The organism is Halomonas sp. B23F22_3 (genome assembly GCF_043496965.1).
GTDB lineage: Bacteria > Pseudomonadota > Gammaproteobacteria > Pseudomonadales > Halomonadaceae > Halomonas.
This window is the reverse complement of the sequence record NZ_JBIEKG010000005.1, coordinates 323,132-348,485: the sequence shown is the minus strand read 5'-3', so window position 1 is coordinate 348,485 and position 25,354 is coordinate 323,132. Positions and strand designations below refer to the sequence as shown.

The following is a 25,354-nucleotide window of genomic DNA, read 5'->3' as shown; positions in this document are numbered from 1 at the left end:
CGGCATCGGGCCGGGGACTCGCCATCTAGAGCAAGGAAGATCCCATGAGTAACCGACAGGAGCAGCCGCTCCTCAACGACTGGTTCCAGAACCACGGTATCACCGAGGTCGAGTGCCTGGTCTCCGACCTGACGGGCATCCTCAAGGGCAAGATCATGCCCGCCGCCAAGTACTTGAAGGGTGGTCGCCCGCGGCTGCCCGACTCGATCTTCATCCAGACCGTCACCGGCGGCTATCCCGATGACGAGGACATCCGCTTCTGGAACCCCGCCGAGCGCGACATGGAACTGGTGCCCGATCCGAGCGCCATCTACCCGGTGCCCTGGGCCGAGGATCCTACCGCGCAGATCATCCACGACTGCTTCTACCTGACCGGCGAGCCGGTGGAGCTGGCGCCGCGCTACGTGCTCAAGCGCGTGCTGGACCTCTACGCCGCCCGCGGCTGGACGCCGGTGGTGGCGCCGGAGGTGGAGTTCTACCTGGTCAAGACCAACACCGACTCCGACTATCCCCTGGAGCCGCCGATCGGCCGCACCGGGCGCCAGGAGAGCAGCCGCCAGTCGTTCTCCATCGATGCGGTCAACGAGTTCGATCCGCTGTTCGAGGAGATGTACGACTACTGCGACGCCATGAACCTGGATCTGGATACCCTGATCCACGAGGAGGGCGCCGGCCAGATGGAGGTCAACTTCCAGCACGGCGATCCCCTCGCCCTGGCCGACCAGGTGGTGATGTTCAAGCGCACCCTGCGCGAGACGGCGCTGCGCCACGGCATGTACGCCACCTTCATGGCCAAGCCCATGGCGGGTGAGCCGGGCAGTTCGATGCACATCCACCAGAGCCTGCTCGACAGCAAGGAGGGCCACAACGTCTTCGCCGACGAGGACGGGCAGCCCAGCCGCCTGTTCCATGCCTTCATCGGCGGTCAGCAGCGCTACCTGCCCTCGGTGATGCCGCTGCTGGCCCCCAACGTCAACTCCTATCGCCGCCTGATGCGCACCGAGACCAGCGGCTCGGCGCCGATCAACGTCGAGTGGGGCATGGACAACCGCACCGTGGGACTGCGCGTGCCGGTCTCCACCCCCGAGGCGACCCGGGTGGAGAACCGCCTGGCCGGGGCCGACGCCAATCCCTACCTGGTGATGGCGGCCTCGCTGGCCTGCGGCTACCTGGGCATGCTGGGCCGGCTCGAGCCGCGCCCGCCGATGGTCGGCTCTGCCTGGTCCGGCGGCAACAAGCTGCCCGACGACATCGGCCCGGCGCTGGATATGCTCCACGACTGCCAGCCGCTGGCCGATATCCTCGGCGAGCGCTTCGTCAACAGCTACCTGGCGGTCAAGCGCGCCGAGCACCGCGCCTACTTCCAGGTCATCAGCTCCTGGGAACGCGAGCACCTGCTGCTACGGGTCTAAGCGAGAGAGCGGTCCGGGCACGCTTTCGCCGGGCACTCGGCATCGAGCGCCGTCCGGGTCGGACATGGGCGCGCCGCCTGGCGCGCAGGGATGACCATCAGGGAGAGTGACGATGCCGAAACCGAGATACGTCATGGCGCTCGCCGGCCTGGGCCTGCTGACACTGAGCGCCGCCGCGGCGGCCGACGAGGGCAAGCTCAGGCTGTTCAACTGGTCCAGCTACATGGATCCGGCGATCATCGAGGCCTTCGAGGAGGAGAGCGGCCTGGAGGTGGTACAGAACTACTACAACTCCAACGCCGAGCTCTTCGCCAAGCTGACCGCGGGAGGGGACGGTCAGTACGACCTGATCGTGCCCTCCGACTACTTCGTGCCGCGGCTGATCGATGCCGGCCTGATTCAGCCGCTGACCGCACAGGGCGACACCCTCGCGGGCCACGACCACATCCTCGAGGAGTTTCGCACGCCGAGTTTCGATCCCGGCGGCGACTTCACCGTGCCCTACCTGTGGGGGGCGACCGGCGTCGTCTATGACACCGACACCTGGTCGGAGCCCGAGCCCAGCTGGGGCCTGCTCTATGATCCGCAGGTCAACGCCGACTATCCCTTCGCGCTGCTCAAGGGCGATGCCCAGTTCACCTTCGGCACCGCCTGCGCCTTCCAGGGCGCCGGCTTCGACTGCGTGGGCCAGGCGCCCTGGGTGGAGGCGGCGAGGCTGGTCATCGAGACCCGGGAGCGGGACAACTTCGTGGGCTTCGTCGGCGCCACGGCGGCCATCGAGCAGGTCGCCAGCGGCGTGATAGAGGCCGGCATCGCCTACAACGGCGACCTGGCCGCCAAGCGCGCCGAGGATCCCGCGACCTACGGCTCGCTGGGGTTCTTCATCCCCGAGGAGGGCTCCCAGCGCTGGGTCGACGTGCTGGCGATCCCGGCGCGTGCGCCCAATCCCGAGGCCGCCCGTGCCTTCATCGAGTACCTGTTGCGACCGGAGGTGGCCGCGCAGCTCGCCAACTACAACTTCTACACCACGCCCAACGAGGCCGCGCTGCCGTTGGTGGAAGAGGCCCTGCGCCAGCCGCCGGTCATGCCCGATGCGGCGGACCGCGCGCGGCTGCACTTCACGCCCTCGGTGAGTGGCGATCAGCTGCAGCTGCTCCAGGAGCTGTGGAGCGAGGCGCGCAGTCGCTGAGATCTGCCGGGTGGTGGGCCGGAGCGCCGGGGTCTGCCCCCGGCGTTTTGTGTTGATTATTTAGTACCAATAAAATTGCCATTTCGGCGCCTGTGCCCGTATCATGGCGATAATGGTTGAATAAAACATCCACTCTGGAGGCTTTCATGAGCGACTCATCCGCCACCGATCACGTGGCATCCTGGTACGCCGCCTCGGCCAATCCCGCCCCGGCGCGTCCGGCCCTCGAGGGCGAGATCACCTGCGACGTGTGCGTGGTGGGCGCCGGCTTCACCGGTATCTCCGCGGCCCTGCACCTGGCCGAGCAGGGCCATCGGGTGGTGGTGCTGGAGGCGGCCCGGGTCGGCTTCGGCGCCTCCGGACGCAACGGCGGCCAGATCGTCAACAGCTACAGCCGCGACATGGACGTGATCGAGGCGAGGTATGGCGGCGAGACCGCGCGGGCGCTGGGCGACATGGCCTTCGAGGGCAATCGCATCATCCGCGAGCGCATCGCGCGTTACGGCATCGAGTGCGACCTGCGCGACGGCAACCTCTTCGCCGCCTGCAACCAGAAGCAGTTCAAGGGGCTGCGCGAGCACAAGGCGCTCTGGGAGCGCTACGGCCACCGCGAGCTCGAACTGCTGGAAGGGGAGGCGGTCAAGCGCGAGGTGACCTCCGAGCGCTACGTGGGCGCGCTGGTCGACCACTCCGGCGGCCACCTGCATCCGCTCAACCTGGTGCTGGGCCAGGCCGCCGCGGTGGAGTCCCTGGGCGGTGTGATCCATGAGCACACCCCGGTGACGGCCGTCGAGCACGGCCAGCCGGTGCGCCTCTCCACGCCTCGCGGCATGGTGCGTGCCGAGCGGGTGGTGATGGCCGGCAACGCCTACCATCAGGGCATCATGCCGGCGCTGGAGGGCAAGTCGATGCCCTGCGGCACCCAGATCATCACCACCGAGCCGCTGGACGAGGCGCGGGCTAGGGCGCTGTTGCCCAACGACCTCGCCGTCGAGGACTGTAACTACCTGCTCGACTACTACCGGTTGACCGCCGATCACCGCCTGATCTATGGCGGGGGCGTCAACTACGGCGGCCAGGATCCGGCCGACATCGAGGCGGTGATCCGTCCCAAGATGGAGAAGACCTTCCCGGGTCTCTCGGACGTGCGGGTCGACTACGCCTGGAGCGGCACCTTCCTGATGACGCTCAACCGGCTGCCGCAGTTCGGGGTGCTCAACGACAACGTCTACTACGCCCAGGGCTACTCCGGCCACGGCGTGACCTGCACCCACCTGGCCGGGCGCCTGATCGCCGAGGCGATGACCGGCCGCGAGGCGCGCTTCGATGCCTTCGCCGACCTGCCGCACCTGCCGTTCCCCGGCGGGCGGATGCTGCGGGTGCCGCTCTCCGCCGTCGGCGCCTGGTACTACCAGGTGCGTGATCGCCTGGGCGTCTGATCGAGAGGCAGCGGCGGCGCCGCTCAGGTGAACTTGCGAAAGAAATGGGTCATGTCGAACAGCTCGTCCAGGCGCTCGTAGCGCTCCCGGGCCTCGGGCCAGCGCGCCTCCTGGACGGCGGCGATCATGGTCTCCAGCAGCATCATGGTCGAGACGTTGGAATCCCACCCCGAGGGAATCTCCACCCAGCAGTGGAAGGTGAAGTCGGCCAGTGACGAGATCGGCGAGCCCCACTGATCGGTGAACAGCACGATGGCCACCCCGCGCTGCTTCACCATCTCCGCCAGGCGCAGCAGGTTGGTCTCGTAGCGCCGTATGTCGAAGATCAGCAGGGTGTCGCCCGGCTGCATGTCGAGCACGTAGTGCGGCCAGGTGCCCGACGAGGAGGTCAGCTGGGTGACGCCGGGGCGCACCGCCTGGAAATGCGTGAAGGCGTAGTCGCCCAGCGCCCGGGTGATGCGCCCGCCGACGATGTAGAGGCGCCGCTCGGCATCGGCCAGCAGGCGGGTCGCCCCGTCGAACCTCGCCGTCTCGACATGCGAGAAGGTCAGCTGGAGGTTGGTGGTGACCGCCTGGGCGAAACGGTTCAGCAGGTGGGTCTCCGGCGCCTCGGACGACCAGTTGTCGCGTCGCTGGGTGGGCCCGACGCCCTTCGCCTCCAGCTCGCCCAGCAGCGCCTTGTGAAACTCCGGATAGCCCTTGAATCCCAGCTTCTTGACCATCCGCGCCACGGTGGGGGAGGAGACCCCCGCGTTGCTCGCCACGATGGTGATCGAGGCCAGCCCCGCCGCGGGATAGTTGTCGAGCAGCGCATCGGCGAACTTGCGCTCCGACGGCGTCAGCGCCGGATAGTGCTGGCGGATCAGTGCGCGCACGCTGGCGCTGGAATCGATGGTCGTCAAGGCGCTTCCCTTCCCGATATGCCCTGCGTTGTCGCCTTCCCCAAGCGCCGTTGCGCGTGGCGAAGCCGCGTTGACACGGGCTCTGAAGAAATATTGACACACTGACTTTCACGCGTCTATATCTTTACAGGAGCGTGGAGGAGCCCAGATGTCAAGCGCAAGCGACCCGTCCAACCCAAGCGTCGAGATCCACCATCGGCACGGCCAAGGCCCCGTGGTGCTGCTGTGCGAGCACGCCTCGCACCACATCCCCGCCGACTATCAGGGGCTTGGCCTCGCGCCCGCCGATCGGCGCAGTCACGCCGCCTGGGACCCCGGCGCCCGCGGCGTGGCCGTGTCGCTTTCCGAGCGGCTGGATGCGCCGCTGGTGGCGAGTCGCATCTCGCGGCTGGTCTACGACTGCAATCGTCCCCCCGAGGCGGAAAGCGCCATGCCGGCGCGCGTGGAGGTGATCGAGGTGCCGGGCAATCGCGGCCTCGATGCGGCCGAGCGCGCCGCCCGGGTCGAGGCGGTCTACCGGCCGTTCTGCGAGGCCGTGACGGAGGTGCTGGCCGAGCGGCGGGCGCGCGCCATTCCCAGCGTGCTGATCACCATCCACAGCTTCACGCCGAGCTTTCACGGCGAGCGCCGCGAGGTCGAAATCGGCATCCTCCACGATGCCGACCGACGCCTGGCCGATGCGATGCTGGCGCTCGCCTCGCGCCTGGGTCATCGACAGGTTCGCCGCAACGATCCCTACGGGCCCGAGGATGGCGTCACCCACTCCCTCAAGCTGCACGGCATCGGCCAGGGCCTGGCCAACGTGATGATCGAGGTGCGCAACGACCTGCTGGCCACCGTCGAGGACCAGCAGGCCATCGCCGAGGAGCTCTGTCGTTTGATCCAGCCTGCGCTTGCCACCCTCGGCGTCGTGGCAAGCCCAAGGGAGGGCGCGGCCGATGCCTAGGCTCATCCTGCGCTATATCGGCGCCATCGATGCCATGAACCGTGCCATCGGCCGCATGGCGATGTACCTGATCTTCGTGCTGATCGGCGTGCTGCTGTGGTCGTCGGCCTCCAAGGTGTTCCTGACGCCCTCGATGTGGACCCTGGAGACCGCGCAGTTCGTCATGGTGGCCTACTTCGTGCTGGGCGGCCCCTACTCGATCCAGCTGGGGTCCAACGTGCGCATGGATCTCTTCTATGGCGAGTGGAGCCCGCGGACCAAGGCCTGGGTCGATGCCATCACGGTGTTCTTCCTGATCTTCTACCTCGGCGTGCTGCTCTATGGCGGACTGGTGTCGACGGCCTACTCCCTCGGCTACTTCGGCGATGAACCCTTCCGCTTCTTCCTCGACCTCATCGGCACCTTCGTGACCCAGGGGCCGTCGGCGGCCGGCGAGGAGCTCGGTTTCCTGGAGCGCAGCCCGACGGCCTGGCGGCCATGGCTGTGGCCGATCAAGACCATTCTGTGCCTCGGGGTATTCCTGATGATCCTTCAAGCCCTTGCCGAGTTCTTCCGGGATATCGGCCGTCTGCGCGGGGTGAGCGACTGATGCCCTACGAGATGATCGCCATCGTGATGTTCGGCTCGATGATGCTGATGCTGTTCACCGGCCAGCGCGTGTTCGGCGCCATCGGCTTCGTCGGCGCCCTGGCGGGGGTGCTGCTGTGGGGCACCGGCGGGGTCGACATCCCGTTCTCCTCGGCGATGAAGCTGATGAAGTGGTACCCCCTGCTGACCCTACCGATGTTCATCTTCATGGGCTACGTGCTCTCGGAGAGCCGCATCGCCGATGACCTCTACCGGATGTTCCACGTCTGGATGGGGCCGGTGCGGGGTGGGCTCGCCATCGGCACGATCGGGCTGATGGTGCTGATCTCGGCCATGAACGGGCTGTCGGTGGCCGGCATGGCCATCGGCGCCACCATTGCCCTGCCCGAACTGCTCAGGCGCGGCTACGACAAGATCATGGTGACCGGGGTGATCCAGGCGGGATCGAGCCTCGGGATCCTGGTCCCGCCCTCGGTGGTGCTGGTGCTCTACGCGATGATCGCCCGCCAGCCGGTGGGGCAGCTGTGGCTGGCCGGCGTGCTGCCGGGGCTGATGATGGCGACGCTCTTCATCATCTACATCTATGTGCGCTGTCGCCTGCAGCCGTCCCTGGGGCCCGCGCTGCCCGAGGCGGAGCGCGATGTCTCCTGGGCCGAGAAGCTGCGCCTGCTGCGGGCGGGGCTGCTGCCGCTGGTGATCTTCGCGGTGATGATGGTGCCCTTCGTCAAGGGCTGGACCTCGCTGGTCGAGAGCTCGGCCGTGGGGGCGACCACCGCGCTGCTGGCCGCCACCCTCAAGGGGCGCATGACGCGTCGGGTGTTCGAGGTCTCGGTGCGCCAGACCCTGGCCATCTCCTGCATGTTCATGTGGATCATCCTGGCGGCGCTCGCCTTCGGCGCCATCTTCGATGGCCTGGGCGCGGTCAAGGCCATCGAGGACCTGTTCACCGAGCGCCTGGGGCTCTCGCCCTGGATGATCCTGATCCTGATGCAGCTCAGCTTCATCGTCATGGGCACCTTCCTCGACGACACCGCCATGCTGGTGATCGTGGCGCCGCTCTACGTGCCGCTGGTCGATGCGCTGGGCTTCGACCTGATCTGGTACGGCGTGCTCTACACCATCACCACCCAGATCGCCTACATGACGCCGCCGTTCGGCTACAACCTCTTCCTGATGCGCGCCATGGCACCGCCCCAGATCGGGCTGCGCGACATCTACTGGTCGATCCTGCCCTTCGTGTTGGTGATGACCGTCGCCCTGAGCCTGGTGATGCTCTTTCCGCAGATCGCCCTCTGGCTTCCGGGCTACATTTATGGGCACTGAGGCCGGGATCTCGACGGCCGCAGTCGGCGACACCGACGCCAGCCACAACAACAAGAGCCTCGTCAGGGGCCGCATCCACGCAACATCCGGTATCACCACCAGGAGAGCGACACAATGACAACAAGACGCAAGTTTCTGATCAATGCCGCGGCCGGTGCCGCCATCGCACCGCTGGCCTCCCGGGTCATGGCCCAGTCGTCGTCCGAGCCCGCCATCACGTGGCGCATGCAGACCTATGCCGGCGCGGCCCTGGCCGAACACGTCGCCAAGCCGGCCATCGACCTGTTCAACCGCATCGCCGGGGATCGCATGCAGATCGAGCTCTACTATGCCGATCAGCTGGTGCCCACGGGCGAGCTCTTCCGGGCGATGCAGCGCGGCACCATCGACGCCGTGCAGTCCGACGACGACTCCATGGCCTCGCCCACCGAGGTCACCGTCTTCGGCGGCTATTTCCCCTTCGGCTCGCGCTACAGCCTCGACGTGCCGGTGCTCTTCCACCAGTACGGGCTCAAGGAGATCTGGGAGGAGGAGTACGCCAAGGTCGGCGTCAAGCACGTCAGCGCCGGCGCCTGGGACCCCTGCCACTTCGTCACCAAGGAGCCGATCCGCAGCCTCCAGGACCTCGAGGGCAAGCGCATCTTCACCTTCCCCACCGCGGGGCGCTTCCTGTCGCAGTTCGGCGTGGTGCCGGTGACCCTGCCCTGGGAGGACATCGAGGTGGCCGTGCAGACCGGTGAACTCGACGGCATCGCCTGGTCGGGCATCACCGAGGACTACACGGTGGGCTGGGCCGACGTCACCAACTACTTCCTGACCAACAACATCTCGGGCGCCTGGATCGGTCACTTCTTCGTCAACATGGACCGCTGGAACGAGCTGCCGGAGGATCTGAAGCTGCTGTTCGAGGTGTGCTGCGAACAGTCCCACTACTATCGCCAGCACTGGTACTGGGGCGGCGAGGCGAGGCTGCGCGTGCACGGCGAGAAGCTCGAGCTGACCACGATTCCCGATGCCGAGTGGGACCGGGTGGAGGAGGCGGCCCAGGAGTTCTGGGACGAGATCGCCGCGCAATCCGAGACCAAGGCCCGGGTGGTCGAGATCTTCAAGCAGTACAACGCCGACATGCGCAAGGCCGGCCGACCCTATCGCTACGGCGAGGCGTGAGTCGCTCCCATGCTCCGGCCGCGGTCGGGGCATGCCATTCAGGGAGGGGGCCCGGCCGAGCGCGGGCCCCGTCGTGGTGATCAGTGAGGAAGTTCGGACATGACCAATGCGCAGGCTATGGACGCCCTCGAGGGCCTGAGGGCCCGGGTGGAGAGTGGCGATGTCGACACCGTGCTCGTGTGCCTCGTCGACATGCAGGGACGGCTGATGGGCAAGCGGCTCCACGCGCGTCACTTCGTGGAGCACGGCTGGGAGGAGACGCACTGCTGCAACTACCTGCTGGCCACTGACCTCGAGATGGAGACCCCCGACGGCTACGCCAGCACCTCCTGGCGGGCGGGGTACGGCGATTACATCATGAAGCCGGATCTCGCCACGCTGCGGCCCGTGCCCTGGCTCGAGGGCACGGTCATGCTGCTCTGCGACGTGCTGGACCATCATACCCATGAGCCGGTGGCTCACGCGCCGCGCGCCATCCTCAAGCGTCAACTCGAGCGGCTCGAGGGGATGGGCTTCGATGCGATCATGGCCACCGAACTGGAGTTCTTCCTGTTCGAGAAGCCCCTCGACGAGATCCGCAAGGAGGGCTTTCGCGACCTGCAGCCGATCAGCGGCTACAACGAGGACTACCACCTCTTCCAGACCACCAAGGAAGAGCACGTGCTGCGCCCGCTGCGCAATCACCTCTATGCGGCGGGCATCCCCGTGGAGGGCACCAAGGGCGAGGCCGGGTCGGGGCAGGAAGAGCTCAACATCCGCTACGCCAAGGCCCTCGATACCGCGGATTACCACACCATCGCCAAGCACGCGACCAAGGAGGTCGCCTGGCAGCAGGGGCGGGCGGTGACCTTCCTGCCGAAGTGGCACCACGACCATTCCGGCAGCTCCACCCATATTCACCAGTCGCTGTGGCGAGAGGGCGTGCCCGCCTTCTACGACGACGGCGAGGCGCGGGGCATGTCGGCGCTGATGCAGCACTACCTGGCCGGGCTCCTGAAGTATGCGCCCGACTTCACCTACTTCCTGGCGCCCTACATCAACAGCTACAAGCGCTTCCAGAAGGGCTCCTTCGCGCCCACGCGCACGGTCTGGTCGGTGGACAATCGCACCGCGGGCTTTCGCCTCTGCGCCGAGGGCACCCGGGCGGTGCGCATCGAGTGTCGCATCGGCGGCTCGGACCTCAACCCCTACCTCGCCATGGCCGGGCAGCTGGCCGCCGGCATCAAGGGCATCGAGGAGCGCCTGCCGCTGCCCCCGCCCGCCGAGGGCGACACCTACGAGGGGGAGTCGGGGCTGATTCCGCAGACCCTGCGCGATGCCCGGGAGGCCCTTTACGGGTCGACCATGCTGCGCGAGGCCATGGGCGACGAGGTGATCGATCACTACGCCCGGGCCGCCGAGGTGGAGCTCGAGGACTTCGCCCGCGTGGTCACCGACTACGAGGTGGCGCGCGGCTTCGAGCGCTCATGAGGCCGGCGGCGAACGGGCACCAACAGGAGAGGACCATGGGTCATACGCTGAGCTGTATCTCGCCGATCGACGGGTCGGTGTTTGCCGAGCGCGACGCGCTCTCGAACGAGGCCGCCCGAGAGGCGGCCGACCGGGCCCGCGCGGCGCAGCGCGACTGGGCCGCCAGGCCCCTCGAGGAGCGCATCGACCTGGTGCGCGCTGGCATCGCCGCGCTGGGGGCGATGAACGACGAGGTGGTGCCGGAGCTGGCGCGGATGATGGGTCGCCCGGTGCGCTACGGCGGGGAGTTCGGCGGCGTCGAGGAGCGCGGCGGCCACATGGCGGCCATCGCCGAGGAGGCGCTGGCCGATATCGCGGTCGGTGAGGACGCCACCGTCAAGCGCTACATCAAGCGCGTGCCCCACGGCGTGGTGCTGGTGGTGGCGCCCTGGAACTACCCCTACATGACGGCCATCAACTGCGTGGCGCCGGCGCTGATCGCCGGCAACAGCGTGCTGCTCAAGCACGCCACCCAGACGCTGCTGGTCGGCGAGCGCATGGCGCGTGCCTTCCACGCGGCCGGCGTGCCCGAGGCGGTGTTCCAGAACGTCTTCCTGGATCACGACACCACCTCACGGCTGATCGCCGAGCGCGCCTTCGACTTCGTCAACTTCACCGGCTCCGTGGGCGGCGGGCGCGCCATGGAGCAGGCGGCGGCCGGCACCTTCACCGGGCTGGGCCTGGAGCTCGGCGGCAAGGATCCGGGCTATGTCATGGAGGACGCCGACCTCGAGGCCGCCGTCGCGACCCTGATCGATGCCGCGATGTTCAACTCAGGGCAGTGCTGCTGCGGGATCGAGCGCATCTACGTGCACGAGCGCCTCTATGACGCCTTCGTCGAGCGGGCCGTGGCGGTGGTCGAGGCCTACACCCTGGGCGACCCGCTGGACGCCGGGACCGACATCGGGCCGATGGCCAACGTCCGCTTCGCCGCCGAGGTGCGCGCCCAGATCGACGAGGCCCTGGCCGACGGAGCGAGGGCCCATATCGCTCGCAAGCCCGCCGACGACGGGGGCGCCTACCTGACGCCGCAGATCCTCACCGAGGTGACCCACGACATGCGCGTGATGCGCGACGAGAGCTTCGGCCCAGTGGTCGGCATCATGCGGGTGAGCGACGACGAGGAGGCGATCCGGCTGATGAACGACAGCCGTTTCGGCCTGACGGCGAGCCTCTGGACCGCCGATATCGAGCGCGCCCAGCGCGTCGGCGACCGAATCGAGACCGGCACCGTGTTCATGAATCGCGCCGACTACCTGGACCCCGGCCTGTGCTGGACCGGCTGCAAGGAGACGGGGCGCGGCGGCAGCCTCTCGGTGATCGGCTATCACAACCTCACGCGGCCCAAGTCCTACTATTTGAAGAAGGTGACGACATGACGCTGACCGGCAACTGGACCTATCCCACCGCCATCCGCTTCGGCGCGGGGCGGATTAAGGAGCTGCCCGAGGCCTGTGCGGAGGCGGGCATGGCGCGGCCGCTGCTGGTGACCGATCGCGGCCTGGCCGACCTGCCGATCACCGCCGCCGCGCTCGACATCCTCGAGGCCGCGGGCCTGGGCCGGGGGCTCTTCGCCGAGGTCGACCCCAACCCCAACGAGCGCAACCTGGCGGCGGGCGTCGAGGCCTTCCGGGCCGGGGGCCATGACGGGGTGATCGCCTTCGGCGGCGGCTCGGGGCTGGATCTGGGCAAGATGGTGGCCTTCATGGCCGGCCAGACGCGCCCGGTGTGGGACTTCGAGGACATCGGCGACTGGTGGACCCGGGCCGATGCCGAGGCGATCGCGCCCATCGTGGCGGTTCCCACCACCGCCGGGACCGGCTCCGAGGTGGGGCGGGCCAGCGTCATCACCAACGCCGACACCCACGAGAAGAAGATCATCTTCCATCCCCGGGTGCTGCCCCGGGTGGTGATCTGCGATCCCGAGCTGACGGTGGGCATGCCCCGGGCTATCACCGCCGGCACCGGGCTCGATGCCTTCGCTCACTGCGTCGAGGCCTTCTCGAGCCCGCACTACCACCCGATGAGCCAGGGCATCGCCCTGGAGGGCATGCGGCTGGTCAAGGAGTACCTGCCAAGGGCCTACGCCGACGGCACCGACCTCGAGGCCCGTGCCCACATGATGAGCGCCGCGATGATGGGCTCCACCGCCTTCCAGAAGGGACTGGGGGCCATCCATGCCCTGAGCCACCCCATCGGCGCGGTGTTCAACGCCCACCACGGCACCACCAATGCGGTCTGCATGCCGGCGGTGCTCGCCTTCAACGCCGAGGCGATCCGCGAGCGCTTCGACAGCGCGGCCGCCTACCTGGGCATCGAGGGCGGCTTCGAGGGGTTCCAGGCCTTCGTGCAGGACCTCAACGACCGCATGGGCATCCCGCGCACCCTCGCCGAGCTCGGGGCCAGCCCCGAGCGCATCGACGAGCTGGCCGAGATGGCCATCCAGGACCCCAGCTGCGGCGGCAACCCGGTGGCGCTGACCGTCGAGGATCTCAGGGCGCTGTTCCACCGCTGCATGTGATCGATGGGAGGCGGGCGTCCGCCTCCCGGTTCCCTGCCCGAAGCCACCGCCTGGACGACCGTCTGGAACGCTCGGCACCGTCCTTCAGAACAGCGCTTCAGAACAGGCCGGTGATCTCGCCGTGCTCGTCGATGTCGAGGTGCGCGGCGGCCGGGTCGCGGCCGAGGCCCGGCATGGTGCGGATGTCGCCGCACAGCGCATAGACGAAGCCCGCGCCGGCGGAGAGGCGCACCTCGCGCACCGGCAGGGTCCAGCCGGTGGGGGCGCCGCGCAGGGTCGGGTCCGACGAAAGCGACAGGTGGGTCTTGGCGATGCACACCGGCAGGTGGCCCTGGCCCTGCTGCTGGTAGCGCTCGAGCTGGCGGCGCGCCTCGGGACTGAAGGCGACATCGGCGGCGCCGTAGAGGCGGGTGGCGATGCGCTCGATCTTGGCGTCCAGGGGCAGCTCATCGGGGTAGAGCAGGTGGAAGTCGCTGCCCTGTTCGGCCGCCTCCTCCACGGCCTGGGCCAGCTCCAGCGCGCCGATGCCGCCGTCGCGTACATGGGTCGAGACGGCGGCCCGGACCCCGGCGGCCTCGGCGATGTCGCGAATCGCGGCGTGCTCGCTGGCATGGTCGGAGGGGAAGGCATTGATCGCCACCACCGGGGTGACGCCGTGGGCGCGCAGGTTGTCGATCTGCTTGACGAGGTTGGCGCCGCCCGCGTGCACGTCCTCGGGGCTCTCCGCCAGCATCGCCGTGGGCAGCGGCCGGCCGGGCGTCACGGCGTAGCGCCCGGAGTGGAACTTCAGGGCCCGCACCGTGACCACCAGCACCGCGGCATCCGGCGTCATGCCCGAGGCGCGGCACTTGATGTTGAAGAAGCGTTCCGCCCCCATGTCGGCCCCGAAGCCCGCCTCGGTGACGAGATAGTCGCCGCCGTGCAGGCCGATGCGATCGGCGACGATCGAGGAGTTGCCATGGGCGATGTTGCCGAACGGGCCGGCATGGATCAGCGCCGGCGCGTGCTCGAGGGTCTGCAGCAGGTTGGGCTTGATCGCCTCCTTGAGCAGCGCGGTCATGGCGCCCGCCGCGCCGATCTCCTCGGCGGTGACTGGCTCGCCGTCGTGGGTCGTGCCGACGCGGATCCGCCCCAGGCGGCGCCGCAGGTCCTGTAGTGATGTCGCCAGGGCGAGGATCGCCATGACCTCGGAGGCCGCGGTGATCTCGAAGCCACTCTGGCGGGGGAGGCCGTCGGCGGGCGGGCCGAGTCCCGTGACGACATGGCGCAGCGCGCGGTCGTTGATGTCCATCACCCGCGGCCAGGTGATGGTCTGCGGGTCCAGGTCGCTGCCCAGGCGATGATAGAGGTGGTTGTCGATCATCGCCGCCAGCAGGTTGTGGGCGGCGGAGACCGCGTGGATGTCGCCGGTCAGGTGCAGGTTGATGCGCTCCATGGGTACCACCTGGCTGTAGCCCCCGCCGGCGGCGCCGCCCTTGATGCCAAGCGTCGGGCCCAGCGACGGCTGACGCAGGGTGACGGTGGCGCCGTGACCGAGCTCCTGGAGGCCCTGGACGAGGCCGATGGCGGTGGTGGTCTTGCCCTCGCCCAGCGGCGTGGGGGTGATCGCCGAGACCACCACGTAGCGTGCCCGGGGGCGCTCGGCCAAGGCATTGGCGGCGGCGAGGTCCAGCTTGGCGATGCCCCGTCCGTAGGGCTCCACCGTGTCGCCGGGCACGCCGAGGCGATGGGCGATCTCCTCGATGGGCCACAGCCGTGCCTCCCGGGCGATCGCCAGGTTGCTGGGGGGGCAGGCGCGCGCCTGCCCGAGGTCGTGCGGTTGGCTCGTCATCGCCACATCTCCTGGGTCATCCACCTGAGTCAGCCACCGGGGCGTCGATCGCCTCAGTCGTCGATAGCCTCAGTATTCGCGCCCGCCCCGTCATGGACTTGCTCATCGGCGCCGGCCGGCTTGGTCGCAGCGACACGCCGAGGCCGTGTCAGGGCTCTCGCCGGGCGGGACGTGGCGTCACGAGCAAAAGGCAGGTCGTCGACGCACAAGTCGCGGCGCTTTGCGATAACGGGGCGGAGACGACTAGAGTCGAGGTAGGCGACCATGGAGGAGGGCGAGCGATGGAATCCCTGCATTCCCCGAACCGGCATGCCCCGAAGGAGGGGCACCACGACTTCGGCTTCGTCCTGCTGCCGGGCTTCTCCCTGATCGCCTTCTCCTCGGCGCTGGAGCCCCTGCGCATGGCCAACCACCTCGCCGACCGGCAGCTCTATACCTGGCACCTGGTGAGTCGGGATGGACGCCCCGTGCGCAGCAGCAGCGGCCTCGAGATGGCGGTGGACTGCGCCATCGAGGATGGACTGTTGCTGGATCTCGTGCTGGTGTGTGCCGGCGTGGACGTCCAGCACTGCTGCGATCGCGACACCCTCGGCTGGCTGCGCCGGCTGGCGAGTCGCCGCATCCCGCTGGGCGGGATCTGCACCGGGGGCTACGTGCTCGCCCAGGCCGGGGTCCTCGACGGTTACAGCTGCACCCTGCACTGGGAGCACATCTCGAGCATTCACGAGGCGCTGCTGTTTCCCGCCGTGACCTTCACTCCGCAGCTCTTCGTCATCGATCGCGATCGCTACACCTGCTCCGGGGGAATCGCGCCCCTGGACATGATGCTGACCCTGATCGGCCGCCAGCAGGGCCTGGCGCTGGCCGAGGCGATCGCCGAGGAGTTCATCCACGAGCGGATCCGCGAGGTGGGCGATCGCCAGCGGACCCCGCTGCGGGTGCGCCTCGGTCGCACCCATCCCAAGCTCGAGGAGCTGGCGACGCTGATGGAGGCGAACCTGCAGGAGCCGCTCTCCCTGGATGAGCTGGCCCGCTATGCCGACCTCTCGCGTCGCCAGGTGGAGCGACTCTTCCAGCGCTACGTGAGCTGTCCGCCGCTGAAGTACTACATGGAGCTGCGTCTCGTGCGTGCGCGGCTGCTGCTGCGCCAGACCCACATGCCGATCACCGACGTGGCCCTGGCCTGCGGCTTCATCTCGCCGCCGCACTTCACCAAGTGCTATCACGACCGCTTCGGCCACTCGCCGAGCCGCGAGCGCTTGCGGCGAAGCGATCGCGAGGGCGGCCTGGCGCCGGGCGAGGAACGCCCGGACACTCCGCGGCTCGAGGAGATCTGAGTGCCTCGAACCTAGGAGAGCCCGTCAGCCCTTGGGCCGCAGGTTGTCCGGGTCATACAGGGCCCGATAGCCGACCGCCTCGACGTTCAGCGGATAGTGCTCGCCGAAGTACTCCATGGTCAGCGCCTGGCCGACCCGGGCGTGGGAGACCGGCAGGTAGCCCAGGGCGATGATCTTCCCGACCGACGGGCCGAAGGCGATGCTCGTCACGTAGGAGCGCCGGCCCAGGGCGTCCACCAGCACCTCGCCGCTCTGCGGGTCGAGGATCGGCGAATGGCCCACCGGGTAGCGGGCCACGCCCCCTGCGTCGTGGTGCGCCGTCATGGTCAGGGTGCAGAGGTAGGCCGGCTGCTGATGGCGCTCGCGCTGGGCCAGGTAGGCGGCCTTGCCGTGGAACTCTACCGGCTTGACCCTGGGGCGCGCCAGGCCCGCCTCGACCAGGTTGTACTCGGTCAGCAGGTCGACGTTCTGCAGCCGCAGGCTCTTCTCGAGGCGCCGGCTGTTGGCGTAGGTCTCGATGCCCACCGGGGTCACCCCCTGCTCGAACAGCAGGTCCCAGAGGGTCAGCCCGTAGCTGAACGGCAGGTAGAGCTCCCAGCCCAGCTCGCCGACGTAGGAGATGCGAAAGGCCCAGATCGGCAAGCCCCGCACCCGGATCTCGCGCGCCGTGGCGAAGGGGAAGGCCTCGTCCTCCAGCGCCGCGGGGTCGTCGGCGAGCGCCTGCAGGGTGCGCCGCGCCTCGGGTCCCCAGAGCCCCAGGGTGGCCAGGCTGTCGGTGCGATCCTCGACGTGCAGGCGCGTCAGCCGGCGGGCCTCGGCCATCCGGGTCATCCATACGAGGTCGCGATGGCCGGTGTCGCCGCCACAGATCACTCGGAAGCCGTCCGCGGCGAGGCGCACGATGGTGAGGTCGGAGTGCACGCCACCCGCCTCGTCGAGGAAGTGGGTGTAGATCCCCTTGCCGAGCGGTGTCTCGCCGCCCACCCGCGCCACCGAGAGATACTCCAGCAGCGCCTCGGCGTCGGGGCCGGTGACGTCGAAGATGGCGAAGTGGGAGAGGTTGATCATGCCCACGCCCTCGCTCAGGGCGAGGTGCTCGGCGTTGGAGACGCGCCAGAAGTGGCGGGCGTCCCATTCGTCGGGGCGCTGTGGCACGCGGTCGCCGTAGCGCTCCAGCAACGCCTCGTTGGCGGCATAGCCGTGGGCGCGCTCCCAGCCCACCACCTCCATGAAGTGGCCGCCGAGGGCCTCCTCGCGTGGCCAGAAGGGGCTGCGGCGCAGGTTGCGGCCGGTCGCGAAGGGCTCGCGCGGGTGCACCGGCGGATCGTAGATCTTCTGGGCGATCTCCCGGCAGCGCCCGACGACGTGATGCGGCGTCTTCTGCACCGGGTAGAAGCGGGCGATGTCGATGCCGTGGGGGTCGAGTGTCGGGCGGCCATGGGTGAGCCAGTCGGCCAGCACCTTGCCCATGCCGGGGCCGTCCTTGACCCAGACCGCCTCGCACAGCCACAGGCCGCGGGTCTCCGGCGACTCGCCGACCAGCGAGCCGCCATCCGTGGTGACCGAGAGCAGGCCGTTGAAGGAGTGCTTCTCGTCCCAGCCCAGCTCGCCGAGCACCGGGGTCAGCTCGACGGCCCGCTCGAAGGCGGCCATCACCTGGTCGATCTCCAGGTCGCGCATGGAGGGTGAGAGCCTGGCCTGCTCGCGCTCGAGGATGTCGGTGGGGGCGACCAGGCGCGGCGAGGTGGCCTCGTAGTAGCCCCACTCGAGCTGCCCGCCCTCGGTGCTCCTGGGATCGCCGGTGTCGCGCAGGTAGGCCGAGTTGCCCTGGTCGCGCAGCAGCGGATAGCCGATCTCGAGCCCGGTGCCGGCGAAGGCGTCGAAGGGGCCGAAGAACATCAGCGGGTGCTCCACCGGCATCAGCGGCAGGCTGACACCGGCCATGGCCGCGGGGATCGGTCCCCAGATCCCCGAGGTGACGATCACCACCGGGGTGGCGATGTAGCCCCGGGCGGTCATGACGCCGCGCACCCGGCCATCCTCGACGTCGATGTCGATGGCCGGGGTGTCGGCGAAGGCCCGGAGGTGGCCCGAGGCCACCGCCTCCTCGACCAGTTCGCCGGCGACCCGCTGCGAGCGGGGCACCACCAGCCCGGCGTCCGGGTCCCAGAGGCCGCCCAGCACCAGCGACCGCTCGACCAGCGGGAAGCGTTCGACGACCTCGTCCGGGCCGATGAGCCGCGCGTTGGTGCCGAAGGCCTTGCCCGAGGCGACCTTGCGCGCCAGCTCGGCCATGCGTGCCTCGTCACCGACCCGGGCGATCTCGATCCCGCCCACCCGCTGGTAGTGCCCCCGGCGCTCGTAAAACGCCCGGCTGTAGGTGGTGGTGTAGCACGACATCTTGTCGTGGGCGGTCATGTAGCAGAAGTCCGAGGCGTGGGAGGTCGAGCCTATGTCCGAGGGGATGGCGGACTTCTCGAGCCCCACCAGGTTCGTCCAGCCCAGTTCGATCAGGTGGTGGGCCACCGAGGCGCCGACGATGCCGCCCTGGCCGATGATCACCGCGTCTGCCTGCTCGGGTAGTGTTGTCATGGCCGCTCTCCGATGCCGATGTGCTCACCGCTTCTGGCTTCACCATAAGACAGGTCGGCGCCGCGCGTTTGCTCTGGCCGACCGGTTCTTGTCCCGCGGCGACCGTCTTCGGCGCCGCGCGGCCGGTGGCCCCGCCCGAACGGCGCGCAGTGTCGCTGAGACCAAAGTGGCGGTCGCCGCTGGTGCCATGGGAGCGGGCGCGGGGGACTAGCTTCGAGGGCATGAACGGCCTTTCGGCATTCGCCTCGAGGCCGCTTGGCAGGGCCTCGCATCAGCACAGGAGAGACGATCATGTCCCAGGTCATCGAACGCATCGACCACACCCAGCCGGCCCCGGAGATCCTGCTCTATCCGCGGATCCGCAAGTCGCCGTTCTTCTACGCTTCGCGGCGCCACGGGGTGCGCAAGTACAGCGTCTACAACCATCACTACCATCCGCGCCTCTACACCGACCCCGTCGACGAGTACTGGGCGCTGGTGGAGGGCGTCACCCTCTGGGACGTGGGCGTGGAGCGCCAGATCGAGATCAGCGGTCCCGACGCCTTCACCTTCACCCAGCGGCTGGTGCCGCGGGACATGCGCCACTGCCAGGTCGGCCAGTGCAAGTACGTCTTCGTCACCGCGGATGACGGCGGCATCATCAACGACCCGGTGTTGCTGCGCATCGAGGAGAACCGCTTCTGGCTGTCGCTGGCCGACAGCGACGTGCTGCTGTGGTGCCAGGGGCTCGCCTACCACTCCGGCCTGAACGTCACCATCCGCGAGGTGGACGTGGCGCCGGTGCAGGTCCAGGGGCCGAACGCCAAGGCGGTGATGGTCGACCTGTTCGGCGAGCGGGTGCTGGAGATCCCGTACTACCACCTCATGGAAGCGGAGCTCGACGGCATGTCGGTGGTGATCTCGCGGACCGGCTACTCCGGCGAGATCGGCTACGAGATCTACCTGCGCGAGGCGAGCCGCTACGGCGAGGCCCTCTGGCAGCGTGTCTTCGAGGCCGGGCGGCCGCACGGCATGCAGGTGATCGGCCCCTGCCATATTCGCCGCATCGAGGGTGGGATCCTCGCCTTCGGCTGCGACATCTGGTACGACACCAACCCCTTCGAGGTGGGCATGGGCTACGACTGGATGGTCGACCTGCGCGGCGACGACGACTTCGTGGGACGCGCGGCCCTGGAGCGCATCAAGGCCGAGGGCGTCTCGCGCAAGCTGGTGGGCGTGGAGATCGACGGCCCGAGCATCGGCTATTTCACCGACGGCTCGATGATCGACGTCTTTCCCGTCCACGACAGCGGCGGGACCTTGATCGGCAAGGTGACCTCGGCGACCCGCTCGCCGCGCCAGGAGCGCAACATCGGTTACGCCATGGTGCCGATCTCCCATGCCGAGCTCGGCACGCCGCTGCGCATCGAGGCCAATACCGGCCTGCAGGAGGCGGTGGTGGTGCAAAAGCCGTTCCATGATCCGCGCAAGGATATTCCCAAGGGCTGACCCATGAACGATCTGTGCGGCGCGATGCCCCCGGAGCAGCGGCTCCGGGGGTGCCTGGCCCTGGCCCTGGCTCGCCCTCGCTACGAGCTGCTGCCCCTGGCCGACCTTCCCGAGGCGGCCCACCAGTTGCCCCCCGGGGCCTGGGTCACCGTGACCTGCTCGCCACGCCACGGCATCGAGCGGACCCTCGAGGCGGCGGAGTGGCTGTCCCGTGACGGCTTCTGCGTGGTGCCCCATCTCGCCGCGCGCCTGGTCCGCGATCATGACCACCTGGAGGCGATCGCGGCGCGCCTCTCGGCCGCCGGCATCGACGACGCCTTCGTGGTGGGCGGCGATGCCCCCCGCCCGGCGGGCGACTATGCCAACGGCCTGGCCCTGCTGGAGGCCCTGTCGCGGCTTCCCGGCCGGCACGGCTCGGCGTGCCGGCCTACCCGGAGGGACATCGGCAGCTCGACCGCGGCCTGCTGCAGCGCGACCTCGAGGCCAAGGCGAGGCTCGCCGACTACGCCGTCACCCAGCTGTGCTTCGAGTCCTCGCCGCTGCTCGACTGGCTGCGCCGCCAGCGCGAGGGTGGCCTGGCGCTGCCGGTCTACGCGGGCATTCCCGGCGTCATCGCCCATGCCCGGCTATTGTCGGTGGCCCTGCGCATCGGCCTTGGGCCCTCGACCCGGGCGCTGGGGCGCCAGCGGGGGCTGCTCGGGCGGCTGCTGCGGCCGGCCGTCTACCGCCCCGAGGGGCTCGCGCGCGGGCTTGTGCCGTCGCTGGAGGAGCCGGGCGGGTTCGCCGGCCTGCACGTCTACTCCTTCAACCAGGTCGGCGCGACCCGCGCCTGGCTGGAGGCGCTCTGTGCGACCCACTGCGCCAGCCAGGCGGCAGCGTCGGCGTTGTCGTCGCCTGCCGACAGCGGGGCAGGGATTGTGAAACCTGTGGGGAGGTACTGAAGACCGCGGAGCCGGCGCCGTATACTGGGGGCGATCAGCGAGTGACGCAGGAGGCGTCATCGCCATCGCACCCTTTTTTTTCGTCACGCATCTCCCGGTGACCGTGACAGTCAAGAGGCGCAGCCGCGTCTTCCAGGAGGTGAAAGATGAGCAAGTCGATCGTGGTGGGTTCCACCCTGGCCGTGCTGGGGCTGGGCGGCATCGCCCTCGGGGCCTGGCAGGTCCAGGACGCGCAGCGCGGGCCCGAGTACGCCCAGATCACCAACGTCGAGACCCTGACCCGCACCGTGGAGACGCCCCGCGAGGTCTGCCGCGACGTGGCGGTGCAGACCCAGGCCCCGACCCGCGACCCGCACAGCGTGGTCGGCACGGCGGCCGGCGCCATCGTCGGCGGCCTGCTCGGCAACCAGGTCGGCGGTGGCAGCGGCAAGAAGATCGCCACCGTGGCGGGTGCCATCGGTGGGGGCTTTGCGGGCCGCGAGGTCCAGCGGCGCGTCGAGTCCGGCCAGACCACCACGACCATGCAGCGCCAGTGCGAGACGGTGGTCGATACCAGCAAGGAGACCACGGGCTATGAGGTGACCTGGCGTCACGGCGAGGTGGTCCAGACCACGCGCCTGGATCATCGGCCCCAGGGCGATCGGGTGCTGCTCGAGGAGGGACGTCCCCAGTGGGATGCGGTCTCGTCCCAGGGCGGCGCCCAGGAGGGCTGAGTGCCCCCGCGGCGCACCTCAACGCCACCATCCTCAACGACAGCCTCAACGACAGCCTCAACGACAGCGCCCCGGCCAGAGATGGCCGGGGCGCTGTCGTGACGGGCGGGCGATGAGCCCGCGCCGCTTCAGGTCAGCAGGAAGCCCAGCGCCAGGAAGCCCAGCGCGGTGACGCCGGCCCCGATCAGCGCGTAGGGGAACTGGGTGAGGGCGTGCTGCATCGGCTGGCAGCCGCTGCCCTGGGAGGAGAGCACCGAGGAGTCGGAGAAGAAGCAGGCGTGGCTACCGAAGCTCGAGGCGGAGAGCAGCGCACCGACGACCAGCGGCATCGGGGCCCCCATGCTCTGGGCGATCGGCACCACGATGGGGATCGAGATCACGAACACCCCCCAGGAGGAGCCGGTGGCGAAGACCACCACGGCCATGGAGAGGAACACGATGGCCGGCAGCAGGGCGACCGTCAGGTGGGGCGTCAGGGCGTCGATCATGAAGGCGGTCATGCCCAGCTGGTCGTTGATCTCGCGCAGCACGAAGCCCACCGCGACGATGGCCAGCGGCAGCATCATGGTGCGAAAGCCGTCCATGATGGCGTCCATCAGGGTGGCGAAGGTGGCCAGGCGCTGGATCATGTAGAGAAGGATGGTGAACATGATCGCCACGATCACCCCCTTGAGCAGGTCGATCTCGAACCAGGCGCTGGCGCCGATCAGCACCGCCATCGGGGCCAGGAAGTTGATCACGCCGACCCATGGCCGGGTCGTGGGCACGTCATCCTCGCCGAGGGCGACATCGGGGGCGTCATCGGGGATCGGCTGGCCGTTCCTGGCGCGCGCCTCGGCGGCCTTCATCGGCCCGATGTCCGGCATGATGCCGATCGCCACCAGCAGCACCAGGCCCATGGCCACCCAGCCGTAGAGCATGAAGGGGATCGACTGGATATAGAGCCACATGCCCGAGCTCTCGGTGGCGCCGTTGGTCTCGAGCAGCTCGGCGAAGTAGACCGCCCAGGTGGAGAGCGGCACCAGGATGCAGATCGGCGCCGCCGTGGAGTCGACGATGTAGGCGAGCTTCTCGCGGGAGACGCCGAAGCGGTCGGTGAGGCGCTTCATGGCCGCCGAGGTGGCCAGGGCGTTGAGGTAGTCATCGATGAAGATCAGCACGCCCAGGGCCGCGGTGCTCAGCAGCGACTGGCGGCGCGTCTTGACCAGGCGGGTCATGAAGTGGCTGAAGCTCAGGGTGCAGCCCGACTTCTCGAGCATGGCGATGAAGCCGCCCATCATGCCGCAGACCAGGATCAGCCAGGCGATGGTCTCGTCCATCATCACCGCGAGCGAGATGTCGGCCAGCTCGCCGACGAAGTCCTGGGGCTGGAGCATGATCAGCCCGGAGATCGCGCCGATCGCCAGGGCCTCGAGGGTGCGGTGGGTGGCGATGGCGACCACCAGCACGATCAGCGAGGGCACCAGGCTGATCCAGCCGAAGTCCGTGCCGGGCTGGTGGGTCAGCGTCAGGCCGACGACCGTGACCAGCACGGCCAGCATCAGCAGCAGGGTGCGGCCCGTGCCGCGCCGCGCGGGCAGCGAGGGGGCGAAGGGGTGGGTGGACTGGCTCATGGGCGACCTCCGTGGTGCGCGGTGGTGGGTCGGGCGGCATGAGCCGGAGCAAGGGGGATTGTGATTGTCATTGCATGGCTCCCTTGGTGGCTTGGGCTTGGTGACGTGGGGGGTGAAGGAAGTCATCGGACCGACACGGGGCGTCCCGGACGACCGCCGGCGGGATCACCGGGGTCATCGGTCGTGGGGTCGCTCGTGGGGCGCGCAGCGGCCGACGGGCCGCGCCGGGGCTCAGACGTGGCGCAGGTACCAGTCGTATTCCAGCTTGCTGACCGCCTGCATGGCCCGGTCGCGCTCGGCGCGGCGATTGGCCAGGAAGACGTGGAGGAAGTCGCGTCCGAGGGCCTCGGCGAGGACCTCGCTGCCTTCCAGCAGGGCCAGCGCCTGGGACCAGCTGTTGGTCAGGCTGGGCGCCACCTGGTCGTAGGCGTTGCCGCTGATCGCCGGCGGCGGGGTCGCGCGGTGCTGCAGGCCATGGTCGATGGCGGCCAGCAGCGTCGCCATCAGCAGGTAGGGATTGACGTCGGCGCCGGCCACCCGGTGCTCGATGCGCCGCGCCTCGTTGGGGCCCGAGGGAATGCGCACCGCCACCGAGCGGTTGTCGTAGCCCCAGGTCGGGGCCATGGGCACGTAGAGGCCCGGCTGGAAGCGGCGGAAGGAGTTGAGGTTGGGGGCGAACAGCGCCATGGAGGCGGGCATCAGCGCAAGCAGCCCGGCTACGGCCTCACGGAGGCGAGGCGTGCCCAGTGGGTTCTGATCCTCGGCCGCGAAGACGTTGTGGCCCGCCTCGTCGAGCAGGCTGATGTGCACATGGGTGCCGCTGCCGGCCTCGTCGCCATAGGGCTTGGCCATGAAGGTGGCCTCGAAGCCGTGGCGCAGCGCCACGCCCTTGATCAGCCGCTTGAGCAGCACGGCGCTGTCGCAGGCCGCCAGGGCATCGTCGCAGTGGATCAGGTTGATCTCGAACTGCCCCGGGGCGCACTCCTTGAGGGCGGTATCCAGCGGCAGTTCCTGAATGCGCGCGGCCGAGTGGATCTCCTCGAGGAAGTCCGCGTATTCGTCGAGCTCGCTGATCGAGTAGAGTTGGCTGTGGCTGGCGCGCTCGCCGCTCGATGGCGAGCAGGGGGGCTGGGTCATGCCCAGCTCGTCGCGCTGGCGGTCGACCAGGTAGAACTCCATCTCCACGGCGACCACTGGCGTCAGGCCCGCCCGGTGGAAGCGCTCGAGCACGCGGGACAGCACCTGGCGAGGATCGGCGAAGAAGGGGGTGTCGTCGACCTCGACCATGGTCATCAGCAGCTGAGCCTGGCGGCCATTGCGCAGCCAGGGGCTCGGCATCAACGTGCCCGGGACGGGGCGGCAGACCCGATCGCCGTCGCCGCTGGAGAGTCCCAGCCCGGTCTCCTCGATGGTATTGCCGAGGATGTCCAGGGCGAACACCGAGGCGGGCAGGTTGACCCCGTCGCGATAGGCCTTCTCCAGGTTCTCGCGCGGGATGCGCTTGCCGCGCTGCACGCCGTTGAGGTCGCTGATCAGTAGATCGATGCTGGCAATATCGGGGTGACGTTCCAGGAAGTCACGGGCTTCGTCGACGGGAAGGGGCGGCATGATGACACCTGTTTTCTTGGGATGTTGGCGTTGTGGTCATCTTTGGCCGAACCGCTGAGTGTTGTCAAATAATTTACGTATTCGGCGGTGGTGCTGGCGAGCGACGTTCCTGATTTTTTATATAAAGACCTTTAAAAACAGCATGCTGATTGTGAGGCGCGACTTGTCGGCGTCACGCGGGTTGGCAAGATTAATCAACCGCGCTATGTTGAGCAAAGCATAACAACCCCGACGC

General features: G+C 68.8%; 19 protein-coding genes. 14 read left to right on the top strand and 5 right to left on the bottom strand.

From position 1 onward, the window contains the following. The first annotated feature begins 44 nt into the window (after positions 1 to 44). The 3 genes from ACGTNG_RS13645 to ACGTNG_RS13635 all read left to right on the top strand — a co-directional run bounded on the left by ACGTNG_RS13645 (position 45) and on the right by ACGTNG_RS13635 (position 4,040). Positions 45 to 1,412, top strand: coding sequence for a glutamine synthetase family protein (locus ACGTNG_RS13645; protein ID WP_394797074.1), 1,368 nt, complete (start codon positions 45 to 47; stop codon positions 1,410 to 1,412). 112 nt (positions 1,413 to 1,524) lie between these two features. After that, positions 1,525 to 2,601, top strand: a complete 1,077-nt coding sequence (locus ACGTNG_RS13640) for a polyamine ABC transporter substrate-binding protein (protein WP_394797073.1) — start codon at positions 1,525 to 1,527, stop codon at positions 2,599 to 2,601. A gap of 146 nt (positions 2,602 to 2,747) precedes the next feature. Further along, positions 2,748 to 4,040 (top strand): NAD(P)/FAD-dependent oxidoreductase, encoded by a 1,293-nt coding sequence (locus ACGTNG_RS13635; protein ID WP_394797072.1) that lies wholly within the window; start codon positions 2,748 to 2,750, stop codon positions 4,038 to 4,040. A 23-nt stretch (positions 4,041 to 4,063) separates the two neighbouring features. Here the strand turns inward: ACGTNG_RS13635 and ACGTNG_RS13630 are convergent, their stop codons facing one another. Beyond that, positions 4,064 to 4,942, bottom strand: coding sequence for a MurR/RpiR family transcriptional regulator (locus tag ACGTNG_RS13630; RefSeq protein WP_394797071.1), 879 nt, complete (start codon positions 4,940 to 4,942; stop codon positions 4,064 to 4,066). Between the two features lie 148 nt (positions 4,943 to 5,090). Here ACGTNG_RS13630 and ACGTNG_RS13625 point away from each other — a divergent pair, with 148 nt between their 5' ends. From ACGTNG_RS13625 to ACGTNG_RS13595, 7 genes are all read left to right on the top strand, one after another. Further along, positions 5,091 to 5,888: an N-formylglutamate amidohydrolase gene (locus ACGTNG_RS13625; RefSeq protein WP_394797070.1), complete on the top strand. Its 798-nt coding sequence runs from the start codon at positions 5,091 to 5,093 to the stop codon at positions 5,886 to 5,888. Continuing rightward, a complete protein-coding gene (locus ACGTNG_RS13620) occupies positions 5,881 to 6,477 on the top strand; it encodes a TRAP transporter small permease subunit (protein ID WP_394797069.1) in 597 nt (198 codons plus the stop codon). Before ACGTNG_RS13625 ends, ACGTNG_RS13620 begins: the two co-directional genes overlap by 8 nt. Next, a complete protein-coding gene (locus ACGTNG_RS13615; RefSeq protein ID WP_394797068.1) occupies positions 6,477 to 7,799 on the top strand; it encodes a TRAP transporter large permease in 1,323 nt (440 codons plus the stop codon). Before ACGTNG_RS13620 ends, ACGTNG_RS13615 begins: the two co-directional genes overlap by 1 nt. A gap of 114 nt (positions 7,800 to 7,913) precedes the next feature. Continuing rightward, positions 7,914 to 8,966, top strand: coding sequence for a TRAP transporter substrate-binding protein (locus ACGTNG_RS13610; RefSeq protein WP_394797067.1), 1,053 nt, complete (start codon positions 7,914 to 7,916; stop codon positions 8,964 to 8,966). Between the two features lie 99 nt (positions 8,967 to 9,065). Then, positions 9,066 to 10,436: a glutamine synthetase family protein gene (locus tag ACGTNG_RS13605; protein WP_394797066.1), complete on the top strand. Its 1,371-nt coding sequence runs from the start codon at positions 9,066 to 9,068 to the stop codon at positions 10,434 to 10,436. Between the two features lie 35 nt (positions 10,437 to 10,471). Continuing rightward, entirely contained in the window at positions 10,472 to 11,854 is a 1,383-nt protein-coding gene (locus tag ACGTNG_RS13600) for an aldehyde dehydrogenase family protein (RefSeq protein ID WP_394797065.1), read from the top strand. Beyond that, positions 11,851 to 12,996 (top strand): iron-containing alcohol dehydrogenase, encoded by a 1,146-nt coding sequence (locus tag ACGTNG_RS13595; protein ID WP_394797064.1) that lies wholly within the window; start codon positions 11,851 to 11,853, stop codon positions 12,994 to 12,996. The genes ACGTNG_RS13600 and ACGTNG_RS13595 overlap by 4 nt, the downstream gene beginning before the upstream one ends. Positions 12,997 to 13,093: 97 nt before the next feature. Here the strand turns inward: ACGTNG_RS13595 and ACGTNG_RS13590 are convergent, their stop codons facing one another. After that, positions 13,094 to 14,827, bottom strand: a complete 1,734-nt coding sequence (locus ACGTNG_RS13590) for a formate--tetrahydrofolate ligase (protein WP_394797063.1) — start codon at positions 14,825 to 14,827, stop codon at positions 13,094 to 13,096. Positions 14,828 to 15,108: 281 nt separating this feature from the next. On the opposite strand from ACGTNG_RS13590, the gene ACGTNG_RS13585 reads away from it, so the two are divergent. Beyond that, entirely contained in the window at positions 15,109 to 16,164 is a 1,056-nt protein-coding gene (locus ACGTNG_RS13585) for a GlxA family transcriptional regulator (RefSeq protein WP_394797062.1), read from the top strand. 24 nt (positions 16,165 to 16,188) lie between these two features. On the opposite strand, the gene ACGTNG_RS13580 is transcribed toward ACGTNG_RS13585, so the two are convergent. Next, entirely contained in the window at positions 16,189 to 18,756 is a 2,568-nt protein-coding gene (locus tag ACGTNG_RS13580; protein WP_394797061.1) for a GcvT family protein, read from the bottom strand. Positions 18,757 to 19,047: 291 nt separating this feature from the next. Here ACGTNG_RS13580 and ACGTNG_RS13575 point away from each other — a divergent pair, with 291 nt between their 5' ends. The 3 genes from ACGTNG_RS13575 to ACGTNG_RS13565 all read left to right on the top strand — a co-directional run bounded on the left by ACGTNG_RS13575 (position 19,048) and on the right by ACGTNG_RS13565 (position 21,898). Continuing rightward, on the top strand, positions 19,048 to 20,244 hold the full coding sequence (locus ACGTNG_RS13575) for a glycine cleavage T C-terminal barrel domain-containing protein (RefSeq protein ID WP_394797060.1): 1,197 nt from the start codon (positions 19,048 to 19,050) through the stop codon (positions 20,242 to 20,244). A gap of 419 nt (positions 20,245 to 20,663) precedes the next feature. Beyond that, on the top strand, positions 20,664 to 21,185 hold the full coding sequence (locus ACGTNG_RS13570; RefSeq protein WP_394797059.1) for a methylenetetrahydrofolate reductase: 522 nt from the start codon (positions 20,664 to 20,666) through the stop codon (positions 21,183 to 21,185). A gap of 146 nt (positions 21,186 to 21,331) precedes the next feature. Then, entirely contained in the window at positions 21,332 to 21,898 is a 567-nt protein-coding gene (locus ACGTNG_RS13565) for a glycine zipper 2TM domain-containing protein (protein WP_394797058.1), read from the top strand. Positions 21,899 to 22,026: 128 nt separating this feature from the next. On the opposite strand, the gene ACGTNG_RS13560 is transcribed toward ACGTNG_RS13565, so the two are convergent. Together ACGTNG_RS13560 and ACGTNG_RS13555 are read right to left on the bottom strand one after the other, a co-directional pair. Beyond that, on the bottom strand, positions 22,027 to 23,511 hold the full coding sequence (locus ACGTNG_RS13560) for a Na+/H+ antiporter NhaC family protein (RefSeq protein ID WP_394797057.1): 1,485 nt from the start codon (positions 23,509 to 23,511) through the stop codon (positions 22,027 to 22,029). 231 nt (positions 23,512 to 23,742) lie between these two features. Further along, the gene (locus ACGTNG_RS13555) at positions 23,743 to 25,119 is read right to left on the bottom strand and encodes a glutamine synthetase family protein (protein WP_394797056.1); all 1,377 of its coding nucleotides are present in this window, start codon (positions 25,117 to 25,119) and stop codon (positions 23,743 to 23,745) included. Positions 25,120 to 25,354 lie beyond the last annotated feature (235 nt).